Below are 19,912 nucleotides of genomic sequence, written 5' to 3' on the forward strand. Positions count from 1 at the left end.
AATGAGGGGTGGAACAACCGCAGAGCAGGCGGAGGTCGGTAAATGAGTCAACGATCGGCTGTGGCGGAGGTTTTCATATGAGTCAACGATGTTTCCTTCCCGGAGGTATTGCAATGAGGCCACAGGGAGATCGGTCAGATCTGAGCAAGAACGGTCATGTGAACAGGTTTCCGGGAGGCCACACTGGACTCATGACGACGAACGGCCGAGATCGCCTCCGGGAGCTCCTCGACGCCGTGCTCGACGAACGTCACACGACGCTCGACGACATGGCAGACGACGCCCACGCTTCGCGCTTCCACTTCGCCCGCACGGTCTCCCGGTTCGCGGGGGAGTCACCCGTGGCGATGCGTCGCCGCGTGATGCTCGAACGTGCCGCCTGGCAGCTGCAGTGCGGGGCGAGCGTCACCGACGCCGCCTGGGCTGCCGGCTACGAATCAGCCGAAGGCTTCAGCCGCGCCTTCGTCAAGGCGTTCGGACACCCGCCGAGCGCTCAGGCGTCCGGCCACTGGCTGCCGAGCCCCAACGGCATTCACTTCCATCCGCCCACCTCACTCTGGGTGCACACCCCGGAGTCCCCGATGAATCCCCTCAGCGAGCAGCTGCTCAGGCATGACCTCGACGACACTGCTCACCTCATCCGCACCGCAGCGACTCTCGGTGCGGACGAGATCCACCACCCGGTGCTTCCCGGCACCATCGTGCTCGAATGGGACGGAGAGGAGGCGTCGATCGGTGCGGTCCTCGAAAGCCTCGTTTACACGAAGGAGGTCTGGCTGGCATCCATCGAAGGTCTCGACCTGCCGGAGCGGCAGACGCAGGCGACGCCCCGATCACTGCTTCATCGGCACGAGGAGCTGACCGGCCGGTGGCTCGTTGCAGTTCGCGACATCGATCGCCGAGGCGCCTGGGACGACCGCCTCGTCGATGCCCTCTGCGATCCGCCGGAGAGCTTCGTGATCAGCGCCGTCTTCGCCCACGTCCTCACCTTCTCCGCCTACCGGCGCCTGCTTGTGCGGCAGATGATGAGGAACCTTGGGCATCGCATCGACGACGGTGACCCGATCATCTGGCTGCGCCGACAGCGCGGTGAACATCCGGAGCCCGAGAGTGAGCATTCCGAACCCTCAGACGACCACACATCTGGACAAGGAGAAGACTCATGAGCAGAACCATCTACTACACGGCCACCACTCTCGACGGCTTCATCGCGGACCCGAACGACTCCCTCGACTGGCTCCTGCGCCAGCCGCAGGGCGAGTCCGGATCGCAGGACGAAAACGGATCGCAAAGCGAGGCCGAGCCGCAGGGCGAGACCCAGAACCAGGACACTGAACAGGGCCGAGAGGACCCTGGAGACTACGAGAGGTTCATCGCCGGCGTCGGAGCCATGGTGATGGGTTCGACCACCTACGAGTGGGTCCTCCGACACGAATCCGGTGTCTGGCCCTATCGAATGCCCACATGGGTGATGACCCACCGGGAACTGACGATGCCGACCAACGCGAACGACGAGGATCGACTGGGCATCCGGTTCGCGCAGGGAAACGTCACCGAGGTGCATGCCGAGATGCGCGGGGCCGCCGCCGGCAAGGACATCTGGGTGGTCGGCGGGGGAGATCTCGCGGGTCAATTCGCCGAGGCGGGTCTGCTCGACGAGGTCATCTCCTCGATCGCTCCGGTCACCCTGGGCGCGGGTCGACCGCTGCTGCCGCGGCGCCTCGACCTCGAACTCGTCGAGACCGGCCGGAACGGCGCCTTCCTCACGGCCCGGCACCGCGTCGTGGGTCCCTTGGCCGAAGACCGCGACTGACCCTGCAAATGTCAGAGGTCTGACCCTGCGAACGTCAGCGGTGCCGAGTGCCGTGTCTGCGAGCGTGAAGCTCAGGGCAGTCGGAGCGCACCGAGCTTGTCGGGGTTCCGGATCACCTGGATGCCGGTGACGACTCCGTCCTCGACCTCGAGCCAGGAGACGGAGTCGATGCCGTGCTTACCGCGGGCGAGGAAAGCAGGTATGCCGTTGACCTCGCAGGTTTGCCAGCGCAGCGAGGCGTTCTCGGGTTTGGCGAGCACACCGGCGATGAACCGGAGCACTTTCGCGGTGCCGGTGATCGGTTTGAGAGCGGCCTTCGCCCGTCCGCCGGCATCCGTGGTCAGCACGACGTCGGGTGCCAGCACCGGCACGACCTCCTCCAGAGGCACGGATCCTTCGGCCGCTGCCAGGAACAGGCGCGTCACTTCCCGGTGGGTGTCGGGGTCGGCGGACTGCCTCGGTGCTCGGGCCTGGACTGCACCCCGGGCGCGGCCGGCCAGTTGCCGCACCGACGCCTCGGACCGACCCAGGGCGTCGGCGACCTCGGAATACGGGAGACCGAAGGCTTCCCGGAGCACGAACGCCGCCCGCTCCAGGTCGGTGAGCGATTCGAGCACGACGAGGAGGGCCAAAGACACCTCGTCGGCGACCTCGGCGATGTGCCCCGGCTCGGACTCCGCATCCGTCGAGACGGGCTCTGGCAGCCAGGGGCCGGGATACTCCTCGCGGCGCCGGTGCTGGGTGCGGGCGATGTTCAAAGCCACACGCGTGACCGCCTTGAGCAGGTACGACCTGGGATCACGGACTTCGTTGAGGTCGACTCCTGTCCAACGCAGCCAGGTCTCCTGTACAGCGTCCTCGCTGTCCTGGACGGTGCCGAGCACCCGGTAGGCCGCGCCCAGCAGCACGCCGCGGTGCTCCTCGAACACGTCGACATGACGATCACCTCTGACCATCCGTCACACCTCAGCTCACTTCACGATTGGGTACCTCACATTCTGCCTTGAATCCCTGACTTGTGAGGCCCATGCCGGCATTCGTGCGCGAGCGGAAGTTCTCCAATGAGACCAGGCTGGCGAGCTCGACGACCTGCGCGTCGGAAAGGTCCTCCCGGAGGCGTGCGACCATCTCATCGGTGACCGTCGGCGGGGTCGCTGTCGCAGCAGCGGCGTACTCCATCACCGCTCGTTCCAGTTCCGTGTAGACGCCGCTGCTGCGCCACTGCGGGACGTCGCGGAGCTTCGCCGCGTCGACTCCCTTGTGATGGTTCTCCCAATAGCCGAAGTCCATGCACCACGAGCATCCGATCTCCTGGGCGACGGTCATCACCGCGAGAGCTTGGAGGTTCTGCGGCAGCTTCTTCCACCGCATCGCCGCCAACTCGAATCCCATGTAGGAGAAGAGGACGGGCCGATGGTGGAAGGCGGCGCGGATGGGGTCGAGGACTTTGCCGTACATTCTCTTCGACACCCAGCCGAACGCCGATTCGAGAGGACCGGACTTGTCCAGGCGGATGCGTGCACTCGAGCGGTCAGGCTGGGGAGGTCGGGTGGGGGTGTTCATGAGCGGTGTCCTTTCTCAGTGATGCGTGTTCACCATGGAGACACCGCTCACGGGGATTCTGTGACACTCTCCGCCGGAATCAGTGTGTTCAGTGTGCGGCTGTCATCCCTTCACCATCTCGGCGCTTCCGCGGTGTATTCCGGGTGGAACTTCTGCATGTATCTGGTGTCATCGCGGTTCCTGATTCCACAGTCGAGGTAGATCTGATGCAGCCGCGCCAACTTCTCACGGTCGAGTTCGACCCCGAGACCCGGTGACGTCGGTACGGGGACTCGACCGTGGGCGAAGCGGAAGGGGGAGCCGGCGATGACGTCGTCCTCCGGGTCCTTCCACGGCCAGTGAGTGTCGCACGCGTAGTCGATGTTGGGAGTGGCTCCCGCCAGATGGAGCATGGCCGCCAAGCTGATCCCCAGGTGGGAATTCGAGTGCATCGACAGGGACATCCCGAAGGTCTCGGCCAGGCCGGCGAGGAGCCCTGATCGTTTGAGACCGCCCCAGAAGTGGTGGTCGGAGAGGATGATGTCGACACTGCCCGCAGCGATCGCAGGGGGCAGCTGGTTGAATGCGACGACGCACATGTTGGTCGCCACTGGCATGGAAACTGCCCGGCGGATCTCGGCCATCGCCTCGATACCGGGAGTCGGGTCCTCGAGATACTCGAGGACCGTCTTCAGTCGTTCCGCAACTTCGATCGAGGTCTCAACGGTCCAGGCGGCGTTCGGGTCGATGCGCAGCGGAGCTCCGGGGAAGCGCTCGGCGAGTGCCTCGATGGCTGCTGCCTCCTCGTCCGGCGGGAACACTCCGCCCTTGAGTTTGAGTGCGGTGAAGCCGTAGTCCGCGACCATTTTCTCGGCCTGTTCGACGATCCCTGCTGGGGTGAGCGCCTCTCCCCAGGAGTCAGCGTCGTGGCCGGGATGCCCTGCCCATTTGTAGAACAAGTAGCCGCTGAACTCCACCGACTCGCGCACCCTGCCGCCGAGCAGCTCGGATACCGGAAGCCCGAGCAGTTTGCCCTGAATGTCGAGGCAGGCGACTTCGAATGGAGAGAAGACGCGGTCAAGGGTCGAGGACTCGGTAATCATCCCACTCATCCCGTGGCCGCCTGAACCGGTGTCAATCTTCAGTGCCTCGGAGACCTCCGACCTGGCCGCGGTGAGAAGGAACGGGTCGAGCCCGATGAGGGCGGTCGAGGCGAGCTCCAGGCGCCGGATGTGCGCGGTGTCGCCGTAGGACTCACCGAGGCCATAGATGCCGACCTCGGTGATGACCTCGATGACGGTCCGCAGAGCATACGGTTCGTGGACTCCCACTGCATTGAGGAGGGGAGGATCGGCGAAGGCCACGGGGGTGACCCGGACATCGACGATCCTCGTCCTCGCCGAGGTGAGCGGGAGAGCGGACGTTCCCTCGGATGCCGTCCGGGTATCCGCCGAAGCGGTCGGGAGCTGTTCAGCCATGGTCGTCGTCCTTCTCAGCTGATCGTCACCGATTCGGTGGTCCAGGCTCGCGCCTGATCACTCAGGGTGATGCCCAAACCCGGGCGGTCGGGGACGAGCATCCGACCGTCCTTCGTCTCCAGCTTTTCGTTGAACAGCGGGTCGAGCCAGTCGAAGTGCTCCACCCATGTCTCCCGTGGGTAGCAGGCGGCGAGGTGAAGGTGGATCTCCATGGCGAAATGGGGAGCGATGTCCAGGGCTGCTTCGTCGGCCAGCGTGAGCAGGCGCATGAACTGGGTGATGCCGCCGACGCGTGGGGCATCGGGCTGGAGGACGTCGCAGGCCCGGGCGTCGATGAGCGCCCCATGCTCGGCCACGGAGGCGAGCATCTCACCGGTGGCGATCGGAGTGTCCAGGGTGCGGGTCAGCCGGGCGTGACCTTCGACGTCGTAGGCGTCGAGCGGCTCTTCGATCCAGACCAGACCGAGGTCGTCGAACGCGCGCCCCATCCGCAGCGCGGTCGCCCGGTCCCACTGCTGATTGGCGTCGACCATCAGAGGTGCATCGCCGATGTGGTCCCGGACCGCAGTGACCCTGCGGATGTCCTCGGAGGAGTCGGGCAGACCGACTTTGATCTTGATTCCGCCGATTCCCTCGGCCAGGGACTGAGAGGCTCGGTCCTTCACCTCGGCGAGGGAGGCGTTGAGGAAACCTCCGGACGTGTTGTAGGTGCGGACGGAATCGCGATGGCTGCCGAGGAATTTCGCCAAGGGGAGGCCGGCGCGCTTGGCTTTGAGATCGTAGAGAGCGATGTCGAGCGCGGCCAGTGCCTGGGTCGCCAGACCCGACCGGCCGACGGAAGCTCCTGCCCACAGCAGTTTGGTGTAGAGCTTGGCGATGTCGTTGGGGTCCTCTCCCAGGGCCGCAGTCGCGATCTCTTTCGCATGCGCGTACTGAGCCGGCCCGCCGGCTCGCTTCGAGTAGGAGAACCCGATTCCCGAGTGGCCTTCAGCAGTCTCCACCTCTGCGAAGAGCATGGCGACCTCGGTCATCGGCTTCTGCCGGCCGGTGAAGACCTTCGCGTCCGAGATTGGCACGGACAGAGGCAGGGGGATCTGGGACAGTGTGATCGAGGTGAGCGCATCCGCGCGATAAGTCATAAGGGCTCCTGGTTCGGACCGATTCGGTCAAAGGACGACGCTCCCCATGACATAGCGGATTGCACTACTTCTCCAATGCCCTTTGGGCATCACTCAATATCGTCTTGGGCTTAGACAGGCATTGATGACCCCCATAAAGTCGCTTCGGTATCGTCAGATTCTCCAAAAAGGAAACCCTCATGGCCCAGTTCTCCCCACAGGAACTCGCCGACCATCTGAAGAATGGTCTGCTGTCGTTCCCCGCCACCGCTTTCGACGCCGAGCTCAACATCGACGAGGAGCGCTACCGCGAGCACATCGCCTGGCAGTCGAGTTACGACGTCGGCGGTCTCTTCGCGGCCGGCGGCACCGGTGAGGGCTTCAGCCTCAGCCCCGGCGAAGCTGCCCGAGTCGTGGCGCTGGCCGTCGCCGAATCCCGTCCCGAGGTTCCTGTGCTCGCCTCCGCCGGAGGCGCCACCGTACAGGCCGTGCGTAACGTCCAAGACGCCGAGGCCGCGGGCGCTGAAGGAGTTCTGGTCCTTCCTCCCTACCTCACCGAGTGCGATCAGGACGGGCTCTACCGTCATGTCGCGGCGATCTGCGAGGCAACGACCACCGGCATCATCGTCTACAACCGAGCGAACGCCGTCTACTCGGCTGAGACCGTCGCCAGGCTCGCCGACAATCATCCGAACTTCATCGGCTTCAAAGATGCGCTCGGCGACATCGAGCATCTGACGAAGGTCTACGCCAAGAACGGAGACCGTCTCTTCTACCTGGGCGGCCTGCCGACGGCCGAAACCTTCGCACTGCCGCTGCTGCAGCTGGGAATGAGCACCTATTCATCGGCGATGTTCAACTTCGTCCCCGAGTTCGCTCTCGACTTCTACTCAGACGTGCGAGCACAGAACCGCGCAGGCGTGACGGACAAGCTCAACCGGTTCGTCCTTCCCTACCTCGAGATCCGCGACCGTGTGAAGGGATACGGCGTCTCGATCGTCAAGGGCGGTCTCAAAGCGATCGGACGCGACTGCGGTCCCGTCCGTCCGCCGCTCCAAGATCTGAGCGAGCAGGACATCGCCGATCTCAAGGCCCTGATCACCTCGGCGGGTATCGTCCCTGAAACCCCGGCAGGTGCGGGCGCACTGAACACAGCGACGGCCTGAACCGACCACCTTCGACGATTGGAATCGCACGTGCAGACGATGACAGAACTCAGCGGACATTCACTGATCGCAGGAACCGAGGTCAGGGGCAATGCGGGGTCGAGTCAGGGGATCGACCCCCGGACGGACTCGGCCCTCGACCCTGCCTACTCCGCGCTCGATGCGGACCAGACCGAGAGCGCGACCCGCGCCGCAGCCGCAGCCTTTCGCAGCTATCGCGTCACTTCGCCCGAGGCCAGGAGCGCATTCCTCGACCGTATCGCCGCGAACATCGAGGCGGTCCGGGCTCCGCTGGTCGAGCGTGCCATGGCCGAGACCGGTCTGCCCGAGGCACGACTGAACGGTGAGGTCTCCCGGACAGTCGGCCAGCTGCGCCTGTTCGCCGAGGTGGTCCGCACCGGACACTTCCACGGTGCCCGGATCGATCCGGCCCGGCCCGATCGGACTCCGCTGCCGCGCCTCGACATCCGCCTGCGCAAGGTGTCTCTCGGTCCCGTCGCCGTCTTCGGTGCCAGCAACTTCCCTTTGGCGTTCTCCGTGGCAGGAGGAGACACCGCCTCGGCGCTCGCGGCCGGCTGTCCCGTGGTGGTCAAAGCCCACAACGCCCACCCGGGAACCAGTGAGATTGTCGGACGCGCCATCACCGCCGCCGTCGCTGACAGCGGGTTCGACCCCGGTGTCTTCTCTCTCGTCTACGGCTCGGGGTCGACGATCGGCCAGCAGCTCGCCGCCGATCCCCGCATCGCGGCCATCGGCTTCACCGGTTCACGATCGGCCGGCCTGGCGCTGAGCGCCACCGCCGAGAACCGACCCGTGCCGATCCCGGTTTATGCCGAGATGAGCTCGATCAACCCCGTCGTCGTGCTCCCCGGAAGCCTGAGCGCGGAAGGACTGGGAGCCGAGGTCCTCGCCTCCCAGTTCATCACCTCGCTGACGGGATCCAGCGGGCAGTTGTGCACCGCACCCGGGCTCGTCTTCGTGCCCACGGGCGAAGCAGGTGACGCGCTCCTCGAGCAGATCGCGAATCAGCTGCCCGAGCAGACAGGGCAGACCATGCTCACTTCGGGCATCGCCCGGGCGTTCGGCGAAGGTGTCGAGAAGCTGCAGTCTCAGCCGGGAGTGCAGACAGTGGCTGCCGGAGTGCCGGGAGAGGGAGCGAACGCGCCCGCTCCCATCGTCCTCACCGCCTCGGCGAAGGATCTCATGGCGAACGAGGCCCTCAGCGAAGAGATCTTCGGGGCCGCCTCCCTGGTCGTCCGCTACCGCGACGTCGAGGAGCTGCAGGCAGCCCTGGAGGGTCTCGAAGGCCAGCTCACCACCACTCTCCAGGCCACGGAATCGGACCTCGGCGTCGCTCGCGACCTCCTGCCCGTGCTCGAAGATCTGTGCGGACGCATCCTCTGGGGCGGATGGCCCACCGGCGTCGAGGTCGGACACGCAATGGTGCACGGGGGACCCTTCCCCGCCACCTCGGCTCCCGCGACCACCTCGGTGGGCAGCCTGGCCATCGAGCGCTTCCTGCGACCAGTCAGCTATCAGTCGCTCCCCGAGGCGCTGCTGCCCGAACCTGTCCGGGGCGACAATCCCTGGTCAGCGATGCAGCTCGTCGACGGCGAAGTGAAAGGATGAACGCCATGACCACGCCATCCGCCGCTGCGGGCCCCGTCATCTCCTCGGTCGAAGTGGTTCCCGTCGCCGGGCACGACTCCATGCTGATGAACCTCTCGGGCGCCCACGGTCCGTTCTTCACGCGCAACATCGCCATCATCACCGACAGCGATGGGCGCACAGGCCTCGGCGAGGTTCCCGGCGGCGAGCCCATCCGAACGACGATCGAGGACGCCTCCGACATCCTCGTCGGTCAGCCGGTGGCGCGTCTGAGGAGCCTGCTGCGGACAGTGGAATCGGCATTCCGCGATCGCGACGCCGGTGGACGCGGCACCCAGACTTTCGACCAGCGCATCGCGATCCATGCTGTCACCGCCATCGAATCCTGCCTGCTCGACCTCCACGGCCAGTTCCTCGGCGTTCCCGTGGCCGAACTCCTCGGGGCCGGCCAGCAGCGCTCGAGCGTTCCCATGCTCGGATACCTCTTCTACGTCGGGGACGCGGAATCGACCGATCTGGGATACCTGCGGGAGCCCGAGGCCGAAGACTGGGATCGTCTGCGACGCGAGAAGGCGATGGACCCCGACTCCGTCGTGGCGCTCGCCGAGGCGGCCCACGCGAAGTACGGATTCCGTGACTTCAAGCTCAAGGGCGGAGTGCTCGACGGTGATGCCGAGGTCGACACAGTCATCGCTCTCAAGGAACGGTTTCCGGATGCGCGGATCACGCTGGATCCGAACGGCGGCTGGCTGCTCGACCAGGCGATCCGCTACGGCAGACGGATGGACGGGGTCGTCGCCTACGCCGAGGATCCGTGTGGTGCTGAGGGCCGGTTCTCCGGCCGCGAGGTGATGGCCGAATTCAAACGGGCCACCGGGCTGCGGACGGCAACGAACATGATCGCGACCGACTGGCGGGAGATGCAGCACGCCGTCCGTGAGGCCGCCGTGGACATTCCGCTGGCCGACCCGCACTTCTGGACCATGGCCGGCTCGGTCCGAGTGGCGCAGATGTGCAACGACTTCGGACTGACGTGGGGTTCGCATTCGAACAATCACTTCGACATCTCTCTGGCCATGTTCACGCAAGTCGGCGCGGCTGCTCCGGGTGAGATCACGGCGCTCGACACGCATTGGATCTGGCAGGACGGGCAGGGGCTGACTCGCGAGCCGCTGCAGATCGTCGACAGCGAGATCGCCGTTCCGCAGGCGCCGGGGCTCGGGATCGAACTCGACCGTGACCGGCTCGCGGCCGCGAACCGCCTGTATCTGGAGCACGGGCTCGGCAGCCGCGACGACGCCGCGGCGATGCAGTATCTCATCGAGGGATGGACATTCGACCCCAAGCGCCCTGCGATGGTCCGGTAGTTACAGACGGCGGGTCGATGGGTCGGCCCGCCGCAGCGGATTCTCAGGGAGGAGAAGGTCGAAAATCGTTGCTGATATCGACCTTTTTCTCCCTGACATTCATCTGAGCCTGCGGGGTGTCGGGCCCGGCCTGCGGACGCGCACGGCCCGACCCTGCGGGGCGTGGCCGGCCGCCTCAGCGGTCTCCGGCTGTTCCCCTGGTTGAGGCGCGGTAGATGACCTCGGTGTCGACCACCTCGGCGAGGGTGTCGGGACTGGCATCCGCGGCGTCGAGGACCCGACTGAGCACGGACATGCATCGGCGGCCGAACTCCCGCGGCCGCAGGTCCACCGCCGTCACGGCGGGATCGGTGTAGCTGAGCACGGGCGAATCGACGGTCGCAGCGACGAGGAGGTCTTCGCCGACCCTGCGCCCGTATTCCGCGGCGGAGGTGATGACGTTGAGCGCCGAACCGTCCGCGAGGGCGAGGATCGCGTCGACCGTTCCGGTGTCGAGCAGATTGCGGGTGGCTCGGCGCGTCGTCTCCTCGAGGCCGTCGAGGCTGGCGTACTCGACGAGCGGATTCAGCTCTCGGTCCGCGCACCACTGGCGGTAGGTGGCTTCGACCGTCATCGACCAAGCCATGGGCACACTCGAGGCGATGATGCCCGGGCGGCGGGCTCCCCTGGCGACGAAATGCTCGAGGAGCTCGACAGTGGAGGCTGCGTGGTCCGACGTCACCAGTCCTGCCACCTCGGCGGAACGTTCAAGCGACTGTGGACTCGAGGGTCGGGGCAGGTCGTCGTCGGACGGTTCCGGGAGTTCCTCGCCGCTGATGACAGGCAGGCCGAGGTCGAGCAGATGACCGATCATGGGGTCTCCACGAGTCGGGTCGAGCATGATGATTCCGTCGGCCTGGAGGCGATTGAGACCTGTCGGGCGGTGAGGTATCAGGGTGACGGTGTGGCCGGACTGCTCGGCTTCGTCGATGACGCCGAACGTCGCCTCCATGTAGTAGCTGAGGGTCGACACGTCCTCGGGCAGGTACACCGCGACCATCCCGGTCCGGGAAGACCGCAGGTTCTGGGCCACCTGGTTCGGTGCGTAGCCGAGTTCCGAGGCGATCCGCAGCACCTTGGTCCGCGTGGCATCTGATACTCCGGGCCGACCGGACAGGGCGAACGATGCGGCGGCGCGAGACACCTCTGCGCGCTCGGCGACCTGTTTGAGGGTGACGCGGCGGTTCGGGGGCATGTGAATGACCGTAGCAGAGCCTCAGGCACCTGTTGCGCCGATCACTTAATCGATTTAGTATGGTCTCCGTCGTTGATCCGTGTCCAGCGCGGAAACCGCGGCACATCGTCATCGCCACTGCAGGGAATCCCCTGACCGGCTCAAAGGAGAGAACGTGTCCCAGCAATCACCCCCGCAGCTCAGGCGGGCGCTCGGCCTGGTCGGGCTGACGCTCTTCGGCCTGTCCTACATGGCCGTCGCCACGGTCTTCACCACGTACGGCATCGTCAACCAGGTGACCGAGGGCAGGCTTCCGCTGGCCTACGTCGTCGCCCTCATCACGATGCTGTTCACCGCCCTGAGCTACGCGGCCATGGTGCAGCGCTTCCCGGTCGCGGGCTCCGCGTACACCTTCGTGCAGCAGTCCTTCGGCGGCACCGCAGGATTCCTCACCGGCTGGGTGCTTCTGCTCGATTACCTCTTCATCCCGATGATCAACTTCATGATCCTCGGCCTCTATGTCGGAACCCAGTTCCCGAGCATCCCGACCCAGGTGTTCTCCCTGATCGCCATCATCCTCATCTACTTCTTCAATGTCCTGGGGATCAAACTGGCCAACAGGTTCAACATCACGACCGTGGCGGTCTCCGTGGCGACCGTAGTGGTCTTCGGGATCCTCGCCCTGAAGATGGCGATCAGCGACCCGAACGCGCCGGGACTGCTCGAGCCCTTCACCGTCGGAGCGCCGGGATTCAGCCCGATCCTCACCGGTGCGGGCATCCTCGCACTGTCCTTCCTCGGCTTCGACGCGGTGTCGACCCTGTCGGAGGAAGCACGCCAGCCGAAGCGGGACATCCCACGTGCCATCATCCTCACCACCCTCATCGGCGGCGGCATCTTCATCCTCATCTCCTGGGTCGGGGCGCTGGCCTACCACCCCGAGGACTGGAGTGCTGTCCCGCAGGCGCTGCTCGACGCGGCCGGTGTGGTGCTCGCCGAGCACGTGGGCGGCCAGGCGCTTGCCGTCGTCATCGTCATCTCCGCGATCGCCGGCTGTCTCGGCTCCGGCTTGGCCGGCCAGGTGTCGGTGTCCCGAATCCTCTACTCGATGGGCCGCGACGGGACGCTGCCGCGCCCATTGGGAATCCTCTCGAAGCGCTTCAAGACCCCCGTGGTGGCGACCACCGTCGTCTCCGTCGTCGCTCTCTCCAGCCTGTTCCTCACCCTCGACCAGGCGGCCTTCATGATCAGCTTCGGGGCGCTCGCCGCCTTCAGCATGGTCAACCTCTCCGTCATCCGCGCCTACCTGTTCCCGCGGACGGGCGCCGCGGCGCGAACCCCCTGGGGCGTGATCCGATACGGAGTCATGCCGCTGATCGGGTTCGGGCTGAGCATCTGGCTGTGGACCTCTCTCGAGCCGTTCACCTGGGTCGTCGGAGCGATCTGGGCGGCTGCCGGTCTCGCGATCCTGCTGGCGAAGACGAACTTCTTCCGTCGCCCGGTCCCCACCCTGAACTTCGACGAGGTCGAACCGACCGATGAACCGACGAACCCCACTCCCGAGCTTGCCGATCACCAGAAAGGTGCCCGCACATGATAGTCAGCCGAACAGCGGACCTCATCGTCCGCGCCTCCGGAATGCACCGGATGACCGATGAGGAGCTCGGCGCCTCGAGTGCGCAGGCCCGCCGTGCCCCAATCGCTGAGGCGCACGAGCCATCCCCCGAGGCTGACAGTCTCCGCGCCGCGGTCGCCGTGTCCGAGGGTGAGATCATCGGCCTCGGCGATTGGACGGACGTCGAGGCGCTCGCAGGGCCGGACACCGAGGTGGTCGCTCTCCAGGGTACGATCGTCCCCGCCTTCACCGACGCCCACGCGCACCCGATCATGAGCCTGTCCCTGGCCAGGGGCGCCGCACTCAAGGAGTGCGCGACTCTCGATGAGGTCGCCGAGGCGCTCCGTGCGGAAGCTGCGGAACGTGGCGCGGACGAATGGGTCCTCGGATGGGGTCTCGATCCGAATGTGTTCGTCGACGGCGCCATCACCAACGACGTTCTGCACGAGGCGCTCGGCCCGGACCGGTTGGCCTACGTCACGCTCTTCGACGCCCACTCGGCGATCGCTTCCGACGCCGCTCTGGCGATCGCGGGGATCACCGGGCCGCGCGCCTATCCGGGGCACTCCTTCGTCGTCGCCGATGACGCAGGGAAGCCGACCGGGCACCTGCTCGAGATGGGTGCCATGAACGAGGTGCAAGCGCACATTCCCGAGCAGGCGCTCGAGGAACGCGTCGCCGGACTCCGCGAGCTGCTGAGCGCCATGGCGGCCAAGGGGATCGCCGAGATCCACGTCATGGATATGAACGATCCGGAGACCGTGGCGCTCCTCACCGCGGCGGAAGAGGAGGCGCCGCTGCCGGTGAAGCTCCGGATCTCCCCGTGGTGCACGCCGACGATGGACGCCGCCGACTGCGCCGAGCTCGTCGAGAAGCAGAGGCTGCACGGTCGGCGATGGCGAGTCGGGGGAGTGAAGTTCTTCATCGACGGCACCGTCGAGGGCGGAACGGCCTGGCTCGAGACTCCCGATTCGAGGGGAGAGGGAACCACCTCGGCGTGGGAGGGAATCGACGCCTACGCGGCGCGCGTCTCTCAGCTCAACTCCGCGGGAGTGCCGACTGCAACCCATGCGATCGGCGAACGAGGGATCAGGGAAGTCGCCGAGACCCTCGCCGCGCTCCCCGACACCGGAGTGCAGCACCGCATCGAGCACATCGAATCCGTGGGCAGGGACGTCATCGATCTGCTGGGGCGGGCCGGGATCGCGGCGAGCATGCAGCCGACCCATTGCACTCACTACACCAGGGCCGATGGGAGCGACGACTGGTCGCAGCGCCTCGGCGAGGATCGCGCACGTCGCGCCTGGTGCACACGCGACGTCCTCGACGCCGGAGCGATCCTGGCGCTGGGGTCGGACTACCCGGTGGCCCCCTTCGACGCCCTGAAGATCATGGCCGACGCCCAGCTGCGCCGTCCGGTCGACGACGCTGCTGCCGCGCCGATCCTGCCCGAGCAGGGGCTGACCGCCGCCGAGGCGCTCGCCGGGTACACGAGAGGCCCGTGGGCCGCGATCGGCGAGCGGGGCGGGTTCCTCGCCGTCGGCGAACCCGCAGCGTTCACGGTGCTCGACGTCGATCCGCTCACCGTGGCCCCCGAGGTGCTGGGCGACGCGACCGTGCTCCTCACGGTCTCCGACGGGCTGGTCACCCACAGCGCCTGAGCCCTGCGCCGCTCGCCGGTTGAGGCGCTGCCCGTTGTGGCGCCGCCGGTGATAGCGCAGTGATTGTCAGGTGGAAGAAGGTCGATTTCGGGCCCGCAGATCGACCCTCTTCCACCTGACAATCTTCTGTCGCCACGACGTGACCTGATCCACATCCCGGGCGATTCGGGCGCGAGGGGGCGCGGGTGTGGTTCGATGCTGTCATGACTGAAGCCATCGACACCCACCGGGCTCGCCTGGCCGCGGGAGAGACCTACAACGGACTGTGGATGATGACGACGAGCTCGGAGCTCGCGAGAATCGGGTCCGCCGCCGGCTTCGACTACGTGTGCCTCGACCTGCAGCACGGCTTCGTCCGCGCCGACGACGTCCCGCGGCTGTCCGACGCGATCCGCGCGAGTGGTTCCGCCCTCGTCACGGCCCGGGTCGCTGCGAACCGGTTCACCGAGATCGGGATGCTCGCCGACGCCGGAGTCGAGGCGATCATCGTCCCGCTCATCTCATCCGCCGCCGAGGCGGAGGCCGCCGCCACAGCCCTCGACTATCCGAGCCGCGGCGGCGAGCGTTCGTGGGGTCCGACCAGCGAACTCATCGCCGGTGCTGTGCAGGACACCCGCGCCGAGCGCCCGCTCCTGTTCGTCATGATCGAGAACGAGGACGGCCTGGCCAACCTCGAGGAGATCTGCGCCGTGCCCGGCGTCGACGGCGTCTACGTCGGCCCCGCGGACCTCGCCTTCGCCGTCGGCACCGTTCCCGGAGAGCCCAACGACGCCCACGCCGAGGCGATCCTGCGGATCCGTGAGACCGCCGACGCTCACGGCAAGGTCCCGGGCATCCACTGCGGCAACGGTGCGGAAGCGCACCTGCGCATGGAGCAGGGATACCGGTTCATCACCTCGGCGGGAGATGTCGGGACGGCCGTCCGCGGGTTCCGCGAGGACCTGCGCGCCGCTCGAGCGTGAGCACGTCCGGCGCTGATCGCGACACCGCGCTGGTCCGCGGGCTCAAGGTCCTCACCCGGATCGCGGAGACGGGGGAGACCAACGCCAAGGAGCTGGCCGCGGACCTCGGGTTGCCGCTGTCGACGACCTACCGATACCTCAAGACCTTGCGCGACTTCGACCTCGTCGAGGAGTTCGACGGCCGGTACCTGCCGAGTTCCCGGCTGAGCTCCTGGTCGGGACACAATCCCACCCGATCCCACCTCCTCGAGGTGGGACACCCCTTCCTGCGCCGGCTCAGCGCGAGGACCGGGCGCACCTCGGTGCTGGCGGTGCGAGAGGGACGCAACGCGGTGTGCCTGCGACAGTTCGCCCCGGACGAGGACGCCGACATCGCGTTCCGCACCTATGAGGTCCTGCCGCTGGACCGCGGCGCCGGTCAGCGGGTGCTGCTCGCCCATGCGCCGTCCCAGATCATCGCCGAGGTGGTCGCCGAGTCCGAGGAACCGCGCGAGAGTCTGCTCTCTGCGCTGCAGGCGATTCGACAGGACGGCTGCGCTCACTCGCGCAGTCAGCTGCGTGCTGGGGCGACGGCGCTCGCCATACCCGTCATCGTCCGCGGTGAAGTCCTGTGCTCGCTGACCTTGGCCGGGCACACGGAGCGCTTCGGTGCGAACACGGTGCGAACGTTGACCCCGATCCTCGCCGAGGCGGTCGAGCAGCTGCGCGGGGAGCTCGAGGAGTCGTGCTGAGGGGCGTTCCCAGCCGTTGAGAACGGAAGTCGCCCGCACCCTTCTCACCTCATACTCTTCAGAGAGCTCTCCGCTCTGGTCGATGCGGGAGGCAACGCGCGAACCGAGCACTGGAGGTCACCAATGGCGCCCCTGACGTCCACCGTCCCCGTCCTTGACGACGACCCCTACTCGGTCGAGATCCTCACCGACCCCTACCCGTTCTTCGACCGCCTCCGTGCCGCCGGCCCGGGCGTCTGGCTGGGGGCCCACGACGTGCACGCCTTCGGCCGCGACGCCGAGGTGCGCGAGATCCTCGAGGACCACCGCACGTTCATCTCCGGCGCCGGCGTCGGCATCGTCAACACCCACCATCACCCGCCCCTGCGCAAACCCGGCATCCTCGAGGTCGATCCACCCATCCACACCCGGATGCGCGCGGCGATGGACGGCGTCATCGCGCCCAGGCGGCTCCGGCCGCGGCGGAAGGACTTCGCTGCGTTCGCCAAGGAGATCATCGACGAGGTGCTCTCGACGAACAACGGTGAGTTCGACGCCGCTCGTCTGGCCGAGAAGTTCGTCCTCCGTGTCTTCGGTGACGCCGTCGGCATCCCGCGCGAGGGCCGCGAAGAGAACCTCCTCGCGCAGGGGGCCGCGAATTTCTCCACGTTCGGGCCCCAGAACGAGATCGCCCGGAGATGGATCGCTTCAGCCGAGGGGACGTATGACTGGGTGCTCGAGAACTGCGCCCGGGAGGTCCTCGACCCGTCCGGGATGGGGTCGCAGATCTGGGAGTTCGCCGACTCCGGCGACATCGACGCCGACGAGGCGACTCTCCTTGTCCGTGCGCTCCTGTCGGCTGGACTCGACACTACGATCTTCGCCATCACCAACACCTTGCGCGTGCTCTCCCTCCATCCTGAGCAGTACGCGAAGATCCACGCTGATCCGCGCAGCGTCAAGTACGCGATCGACGAGTCCTTCCGATTCGAAAGCCCCTTCCAGTCCTTCTACCGCACGACGAGCAGGGACACCGTCCTCGGCGGAGTCGACCTGCCCGCGGACACGAAGGTCCTCGTCTTCCCGGGCTGCGCCAATCGGGACGAGTCGAAGTGGGGCGACGATGCCCACCTCTACGATGTGAGCCGCGACGCCGGCGGCCACCTCACCTTCGGCATGGGCATCCACCAGTGCGTGGGGCAGCCGATCTCACGGATGGAGATGGACGCCCTGCTCTCGGCTTTCGTCACGCGCATCGCGATGATCGAACCCACGGCGGAGGCAGAGCCGCTCATCCACACGACCCTGCGCAGCTACGCCTCGGTGCCCCTGCGCGCGAGAGCCGCCTGAGATTCCACGCACCACCTCGACTGATACTCCTGCACCACCTCGAAAGGACGCCACGTGATCGACACCGCCACCGCCTGCACCCGTGAAGAATTCGCCGGGGAGGACCTTGTTCTCGGACGAGAGTCCGCCACTTTGGACAACCTCGTCGATGTCGCGCGCTTCCGCCGTCGCATCCGACTGGCCCCCGAGGTCGAAGAGCACTGTGCGAAGTCGCGCGCCTGGCTCGACGATGTGATCGCTCGCATGCGCGCTGGTGAGAAGGTCGAGGCGATCTACTCGGTCAACACCGGCTTCGGTTCCCTGGCTGGACGGCAGGCCTTCCCGTCGGCCGATGACGCCGCCGAGCTCTCCCGTCGCCTCATCCTCGCCGACGCCTCCGGGATCGGGCGGATCGTCGACGAGGAGGTCGTGCGGGCGACGATGTTCATCCGAGTCGTCTCACTCATCCAGGGCTACTCGGCGATCTCCTGGGCGCTGGTCGAAGGGCTCGTCGCGATGCTCAACGCCGATGTGTGGCCGGCCGTGCCCGAGTATGGATCGCTCGGCGCCTCGGGCGACCTCATTCCGCTCGCACACATCGCCCTGGTGCTGACCACCGCGCCGGACGGCTCCGAGGAGGTCGAGAACTCCGGCGAGGCCATTCTCGACGGGAGGATCGTGTCCGGCCACGAGGCGATGGCCGCCGCCGGGGTCGCACGCATTCCCGTCGGTGCGAAGGACGGGCTCGCCCTGCTCAACGGGACCTCCTTCTCCCTGGCCCAGACCGCGCTCGCGGCCTGGGACGTCCAGGGTGCGCTCCACACCGCCGAGGTGACGGCGTGCCTGTCGATCGAAGCTCTCCTCGGGTTCGGGGATGCGTTCATCGCCGAACTCCACGAGGCCCGCGGACAGAAGGGGCAGATCGCGGTCGCGCAGCGGATGCGGGAGCTCATGCATGATTCGCAGCTCATCACCGGTGACCGGGACAATGACCCGGTGCGCCAGCCTCCGCAGGACGCCTATTCGCTGCGGTGTGTGCCGCAGGTGTTCGGGCCCATCGCCGACACCCTGGAGTTCGCCTTCGGGATCATCGAGCGCGAGATCAACGCGGCCACCGACAACCCGCTCGTCTTCCCCGATCTGAACCGGGATCTCAAAGCGGTCTCCGGCGGCAACTTCCACGCCGAGTACGTCGCTTTCGCCGCCGACTTCCTCTCGATCGCGGCGACCGAGATCGGCAACATCACCGAACGCCGCATCTTCCGCCTCGACGACGGCACCCTCAACCGGGGACTGCCGGACATGCTCGTCGACTCCGACCAGGTCGGGCTCGACTGCGGGTTCATGCTCCCGCAGTACCTCGCCGCGGCCCTGGTCTCCGACTGCAAGACGCTGGCACATCCGGATTCCGTGGACTCGATCCCCACCTCGGCGAATCAGGAGGACCATGTGTCGATGGCGAACAACGCCGGCAGGCATCTGCGCCAGATCGTCGCCAACGTCGAGGTGGTCGTCGGCGTGGAGCTGCTCATGGCCGTCCAGGCCCTGGAGCTGCGGGTGAAGGCAGGCCGCCCCGACGGCACCGCGGTCTCCGAGTCCGAGCTCTCGACCGCGGCGCGCCGGGTCTCGGCGATGCTGCGCTCGACCCCGGACACGCAGGGCAAGCCGATCGCCCACCTGACCCGCGACGTCGTCCTCTACCCGCAGGTGCGCACGGCTGCTGCCCTGGTCAAGCAGCGGGCGGTGATCGCCGCGGCCGATGCGAAGGGCTGAGGGCCCGAGGCCCGGAGCAGCACCTCCTTCGATGCGTGGTCTTTCTCCAGTCCATAGGCTCAGAGGTCAGTCCTGCTATGACCGGAAGAACGCCCCGTTCTCCGGGTCCACCGTCATCACCTCGGTGCGGAACGTCGGCATGGCCGTGCGCGGCTTGCGCGAGGCTCTGCGCATCGCGCGGGTGCGAGGCCTATTGGAGAGGGTAAACTCTCTTGCTTTTGGTCATTTAGTTCATGATTCATGCTCGATTGACTGATCTCGACGCTGACGAACCGTCAGCTCCTCTAACCCCTCTGACGTGGGCGGATGTCGTCCGGAATGTTCTGTCGAAAGTATCGGAATAGGCGTAACCGGGTTCCGCAGATCCGTCTCCAGTTCCCTCTCAGCGATTCCTAGGATAAATCACGATCTTCACGGCGCAGCGTTGTGGAGCGATTCAGGGAGTGCCTGCCGATCTTCGTCGCCGTGCTCGCTGGAGATGGAATGCGAGGCAGTCGAGCCGAGGAGGCACGAACTGCGTGTGTACTGAAAGGACAGAACATGTCGAATCTACCGAA

16 protein-coding genes are annotated in these 19,912 nt (G+C 66.6%); 11 read left to right on the forward strand and 5 right to left on the reverse strand.

The features are described from left to right. Positions 1 to 191 precede the first annotated feature (191 nt). Together RIT73_RS06135 and RIT73_RS06140 are read left to right on the forward strand one after the other, a co-directional pair. Positions 192 to 1,166, forward strand: coding sequence for a helix-turn-helix domain-containing protein (locus RIT73_RS06135; RefSeq protein ID WP_309131182.1), 975 nt, complete (start codon positions 192 to 194; stop codon positions 1,164 to 1,166). Then, entirely contained in the window at positions 1,163 to 1,813 is a 651-nt protein-coding gene (locus RIT73_RS06140; RefSeq protein ID WP_309131183.1) for a dihydrofolate reductase family protein, read from the forward strand. The genes RIT73_RS06135 and RIT73_RS06140 overlap by 4 nt, the downstream gene beginning before the upstream one ends. Positions 1,814 to 1,884: 71 nt before the next feature. Here the strand turns inward: RIT73_RS06140 and sigJ are convergent, their stop codons facing one another. The 4 genes from sigJ to RIT73_RS06160 form a co-directional block, all read right to left on the reverse strand. Then, complete coding sequence (gene sigJ, locus RIT73_RS06145) at positions 1,885 to 2,769, reverse strand: RNA polymerase sigma factor SigJ (RefSeq protein WP_309131184.1); 885 nt, start codon at positions 2,767 to 2,769, stop codon at positions 1,885 to 1,887. Between the two features lie 10 nt (positions 2,770 to 2,779). Continuing rightward, positions 2,780 to 3,376, reverse strand: coding sequence for a carboxymuconolactone decarboxylase family protein (locus RIT73_RS06150; protein ID WP_309131185.1), 597 nt, complete (start codon positions 3,374 to 3,376; stop codon positions 2,780 to 2,782). Between the two features lie 110 nt (positions 3,377 to 3,486). Beyond that, a complete protein-coding gene (locus RIT73_RS06155) occupies positions 3,487 to 4,833 on the reverse strand; it encodes a glucarate dehydratase family protein (RefSeq protein ID WP_309131186.1) in 1,347 nt (448 codons plus the stop codon). A gap of 14 nt (positions 4,834 to 4,847) precedes the next feature. After that, a complete protein-coding gene (locus RIT73_RS06160) occupies positions 4,848 to 5,972 on the reverse strand; it encodes a mandelate racemase/muconate lactonizing enzyme family protein (RefSeq protein ID WP_309131187.1) in 1,125 nt (374 codons plus the stop codon). 179 nt (positions 5,973 to 6,151) lie between these two features. Here RIT73_RS06160 and RIT73_RS06165 point away from each other — a divergent pair, with 179 nt between their 5' ends. Genes RIT73_RS06165 through RIT73_RS06175 form a run of 3 tightly spaced genes read left to right on the forward strand, consistent with a single transcriptional unit; the run spans position 6,152 to position 10,092 of the window. Further along, the gene (locus RIT73_RS06165; RefSeq protein ID WP_309131188.1) at positions 6,152 to 7,117 is read left to right on the forward strand and encodes a 5-dehydro-4-deoxyglucarate dehydratase; all 966 of its coding nucleotides are present in this window, start codon (positions 6,152 to 6,154) and stop codon (positions 7,115 to 7,117) included. Between the two features lie 39 nt (positions 7,118 to 7,156). After that, positions 7,157 to 8,746 (forward strand): aldehyde dehydrogenase (NADP(+)), encoded by a 1,590-nt coding sequence (locus RIT73_RS06170; RefSeq protein ID WP_309131189.1) that lies wholly within the window; start codon positions 7,157 to 7,159, stop codon positions 8,744 to 8,746. Positions 8,747 to 8,751: 5 nt separating this feature from the next. Beyond that, entirely contained in the window at positions 8,752 to 10,092 is a 1,341-nt protein-coding gene (locus RIT73_RS06175; protein WP_309131190.1) for an enolase C-terminal domain-like protein, read from the forward strand. A gap of 175 nt (positions 10,093 to 10,267) precedes the next feature. On the opposite strand, the gene RIT73_RS06180 is transcribed toward RIT73_RS06175, so the two are convergent. Further along, positions 10,268 to 11,326 (reverse strand): LacI family DNA-binding transcriptional regulator, encoded by a 1,059-nt coding sequence (locus RIT73_RS06180; protein ID WP_309131191.1) that lies wholly within the window; start codon positions 11,324 to 11,326, stop codon positions 10,268 to 10,270. A 154-nt stretch (positions 11,327 to 11,480) separates the two neighbouring features. Here RIT73_RS06180 and RIT73_RS06185 point away from each other — a divergent pair, with 154 nt between their 5' ends. The 6 genes from RIT73_RS06185 (at position 11,481) to hutH (ending at position 19,355) form a co-directional block, all read left to right on the forward strand. After that, positions 11,481 to 12,902: an APC family permease gene (locus RIT73_RS06185; RefSeq protein WP_309131192.1), complete on the forward strand. Its 1,422-nt coding sequence runs from the start codon at positions 11,481 to 11,483 to the stop codon at positions 12,900 to 12,902. After that, entirely contained in the window at positions 12,899 to 14,581 is a 1,683-nt protein-coding gene (locus RIT73_RS06190) for an amidohydrolase family protein (protein ID WP_309131193.1), read from the forward strand. The genes RIT73_RS06185 and RIT73_RS06190 overlap by 4 nt, the downstream gene beginning before the upstream one ends. Before the next feature lie 203 nt (positions 14,582 to 14,784). Then, positions 14,785 to 15,543, forward strand: a complete 759-nt coding sequence (locus tag RIT73_RS06195; RefSeq protein WP_309131194.1) for an aldolase/citrate lyase family protein — start codon at positions 14,785 to 14,787, stop codon at positions 15,541 to 15,543. Next, positions 15,540 to 16,274 carry a helix-turn-helix domain-containing protein gene (locus RIT73_RS06200; RefSeq protein WP_309131195.1) on the forward strand — a complete coding sequence of 245 codons (735 nt, stop codon included), beginning with the start codon at positions 15,540 to 15,542 and terminating at the stop codon, positions 16,272 to 16,274. Before RIT73_RS06195 ends, RIT73_RS06200 begins: the two co-directional genes overlap by 4 nt. A 123-nt stretch (positions 16,275 to 16,397) precedes the next feature. Continuing rightward, entirely contained in the window at positions 16,398 to 17,603 is a 1,206-nt protein-coding gene (locus RIT73_RS06205; protein WP_309131196.1) for a cytochrome P450, read from the forward strand. Between the two features lie 54 nt (positions 17,604 to 17,657). Beyond that, complete coding sequence (hutH, locus tag RIT73_RS06210) at positions 17,658 to 19,355, forward strand: aromatic amino acid lyase (protein ID WP_309131197.1); 1,698 nt, start codon at positions 17,658 to 17,660, stop codon at positions 19,353 to 19,355. Positions 19,356 to 19,912: the final 557 nt, after the last annotated feature.

The organism is Brevibacterium sp., assembly GCF_031179145.1.
Classification (GTDB): domain Bacteria; phylum Actinomycetota; class Actinomycetes; order Actinomycetales; family Brevibacteriaceae; genus Brevibacterium.

Coding starts and splice junctions, on each gene's coding strand:
- RIT73_RS06155 (WP_309131186.1), bottom strand. CDS start 4,833: ATGGCTGAACAGCTCCCGACCGCTTCGGCGGATACCCGGACGGCATCC.
- RIT73_RS06190 (WP_309131193.1), top strand. CDS start 12,899: ATGATAGTCAGCCGAACAGCGGACCTCATCGTCCGCGCCTCCGGAATG.
- RIT73_RS06160 (WP_309131187.1), bottom strand. CDS start 5,972: ATGACTTATCGCGCGGATGCGCTCACCTCGATCACACTGTCCCAGATC.
- RIT73_RS06135 (WP_309131182.1), top strand. CDS start 192: ATGACGACGAACGGCCGAGATCGCCTCCGGGAGCTCCTCGACGCCGTG.
- RIT73_RS06140 (WP_309131183.1), top strand. CDS start 1,163: ATGAGCAGAACCATCTACTACACGGCCACCACTCTCGACGGCTTCATC.
- RIT73_RS06205 (WP_309131196.1), top strand. CDS start 16,398: ATGGCGCCCCTGACGTCCACCGTCCCCGTCCTTGACGACGACCCCTAC.
- RIT73_RS06170 (WP_309131189.1), top strand. CDS start 7,157: ATGACAGAACTCAGCGGACATTCACTGATCGCAGGAACCGAGGTCAGG.
- sigJ (WP_309131184.1), bottom strand. CDS start 2,769: ATGGTCAGAGGTGATCGTCATGTCGACGTGTTCGAGGAGCACCGCGGC.
- RIT73_RS06180 (WP_309131191.1), bottom strand. CDS start 11,326: ATGCCCCCGAACCGCCGCGTCACCCTCAAACAGGTCGCCGAGCGCGCA.
- RIT73_RS06195 (WP_309131194.1), top strand. CDS start 14,785: ATGACTGAAGCCATCGACACCCACCGGGCTCGCCTGGCCGCGGGAGAG.
- RIT73_RS06150 (WP_309131185.1), bottom strand. CDS start 3,376: ATGAACACCCCCACCCGACCTCCCCAGCCTGACCGCTCGAGTGCACGC.
- RIT73_RS06165 (WP_309131188.1), top strand. CDS start 6,152: ATGGCCCAGTTCTCCCCACAGGAACTCGCCGACCATCTGAAGAATGGT.
- RIT73_RS06175 (WP_309131190.1), top strand. CDS start 8,752: ATGACCACGCCATCCGCCGCTGCGGGCCCCGTCATCTCCTCGGTCGAA.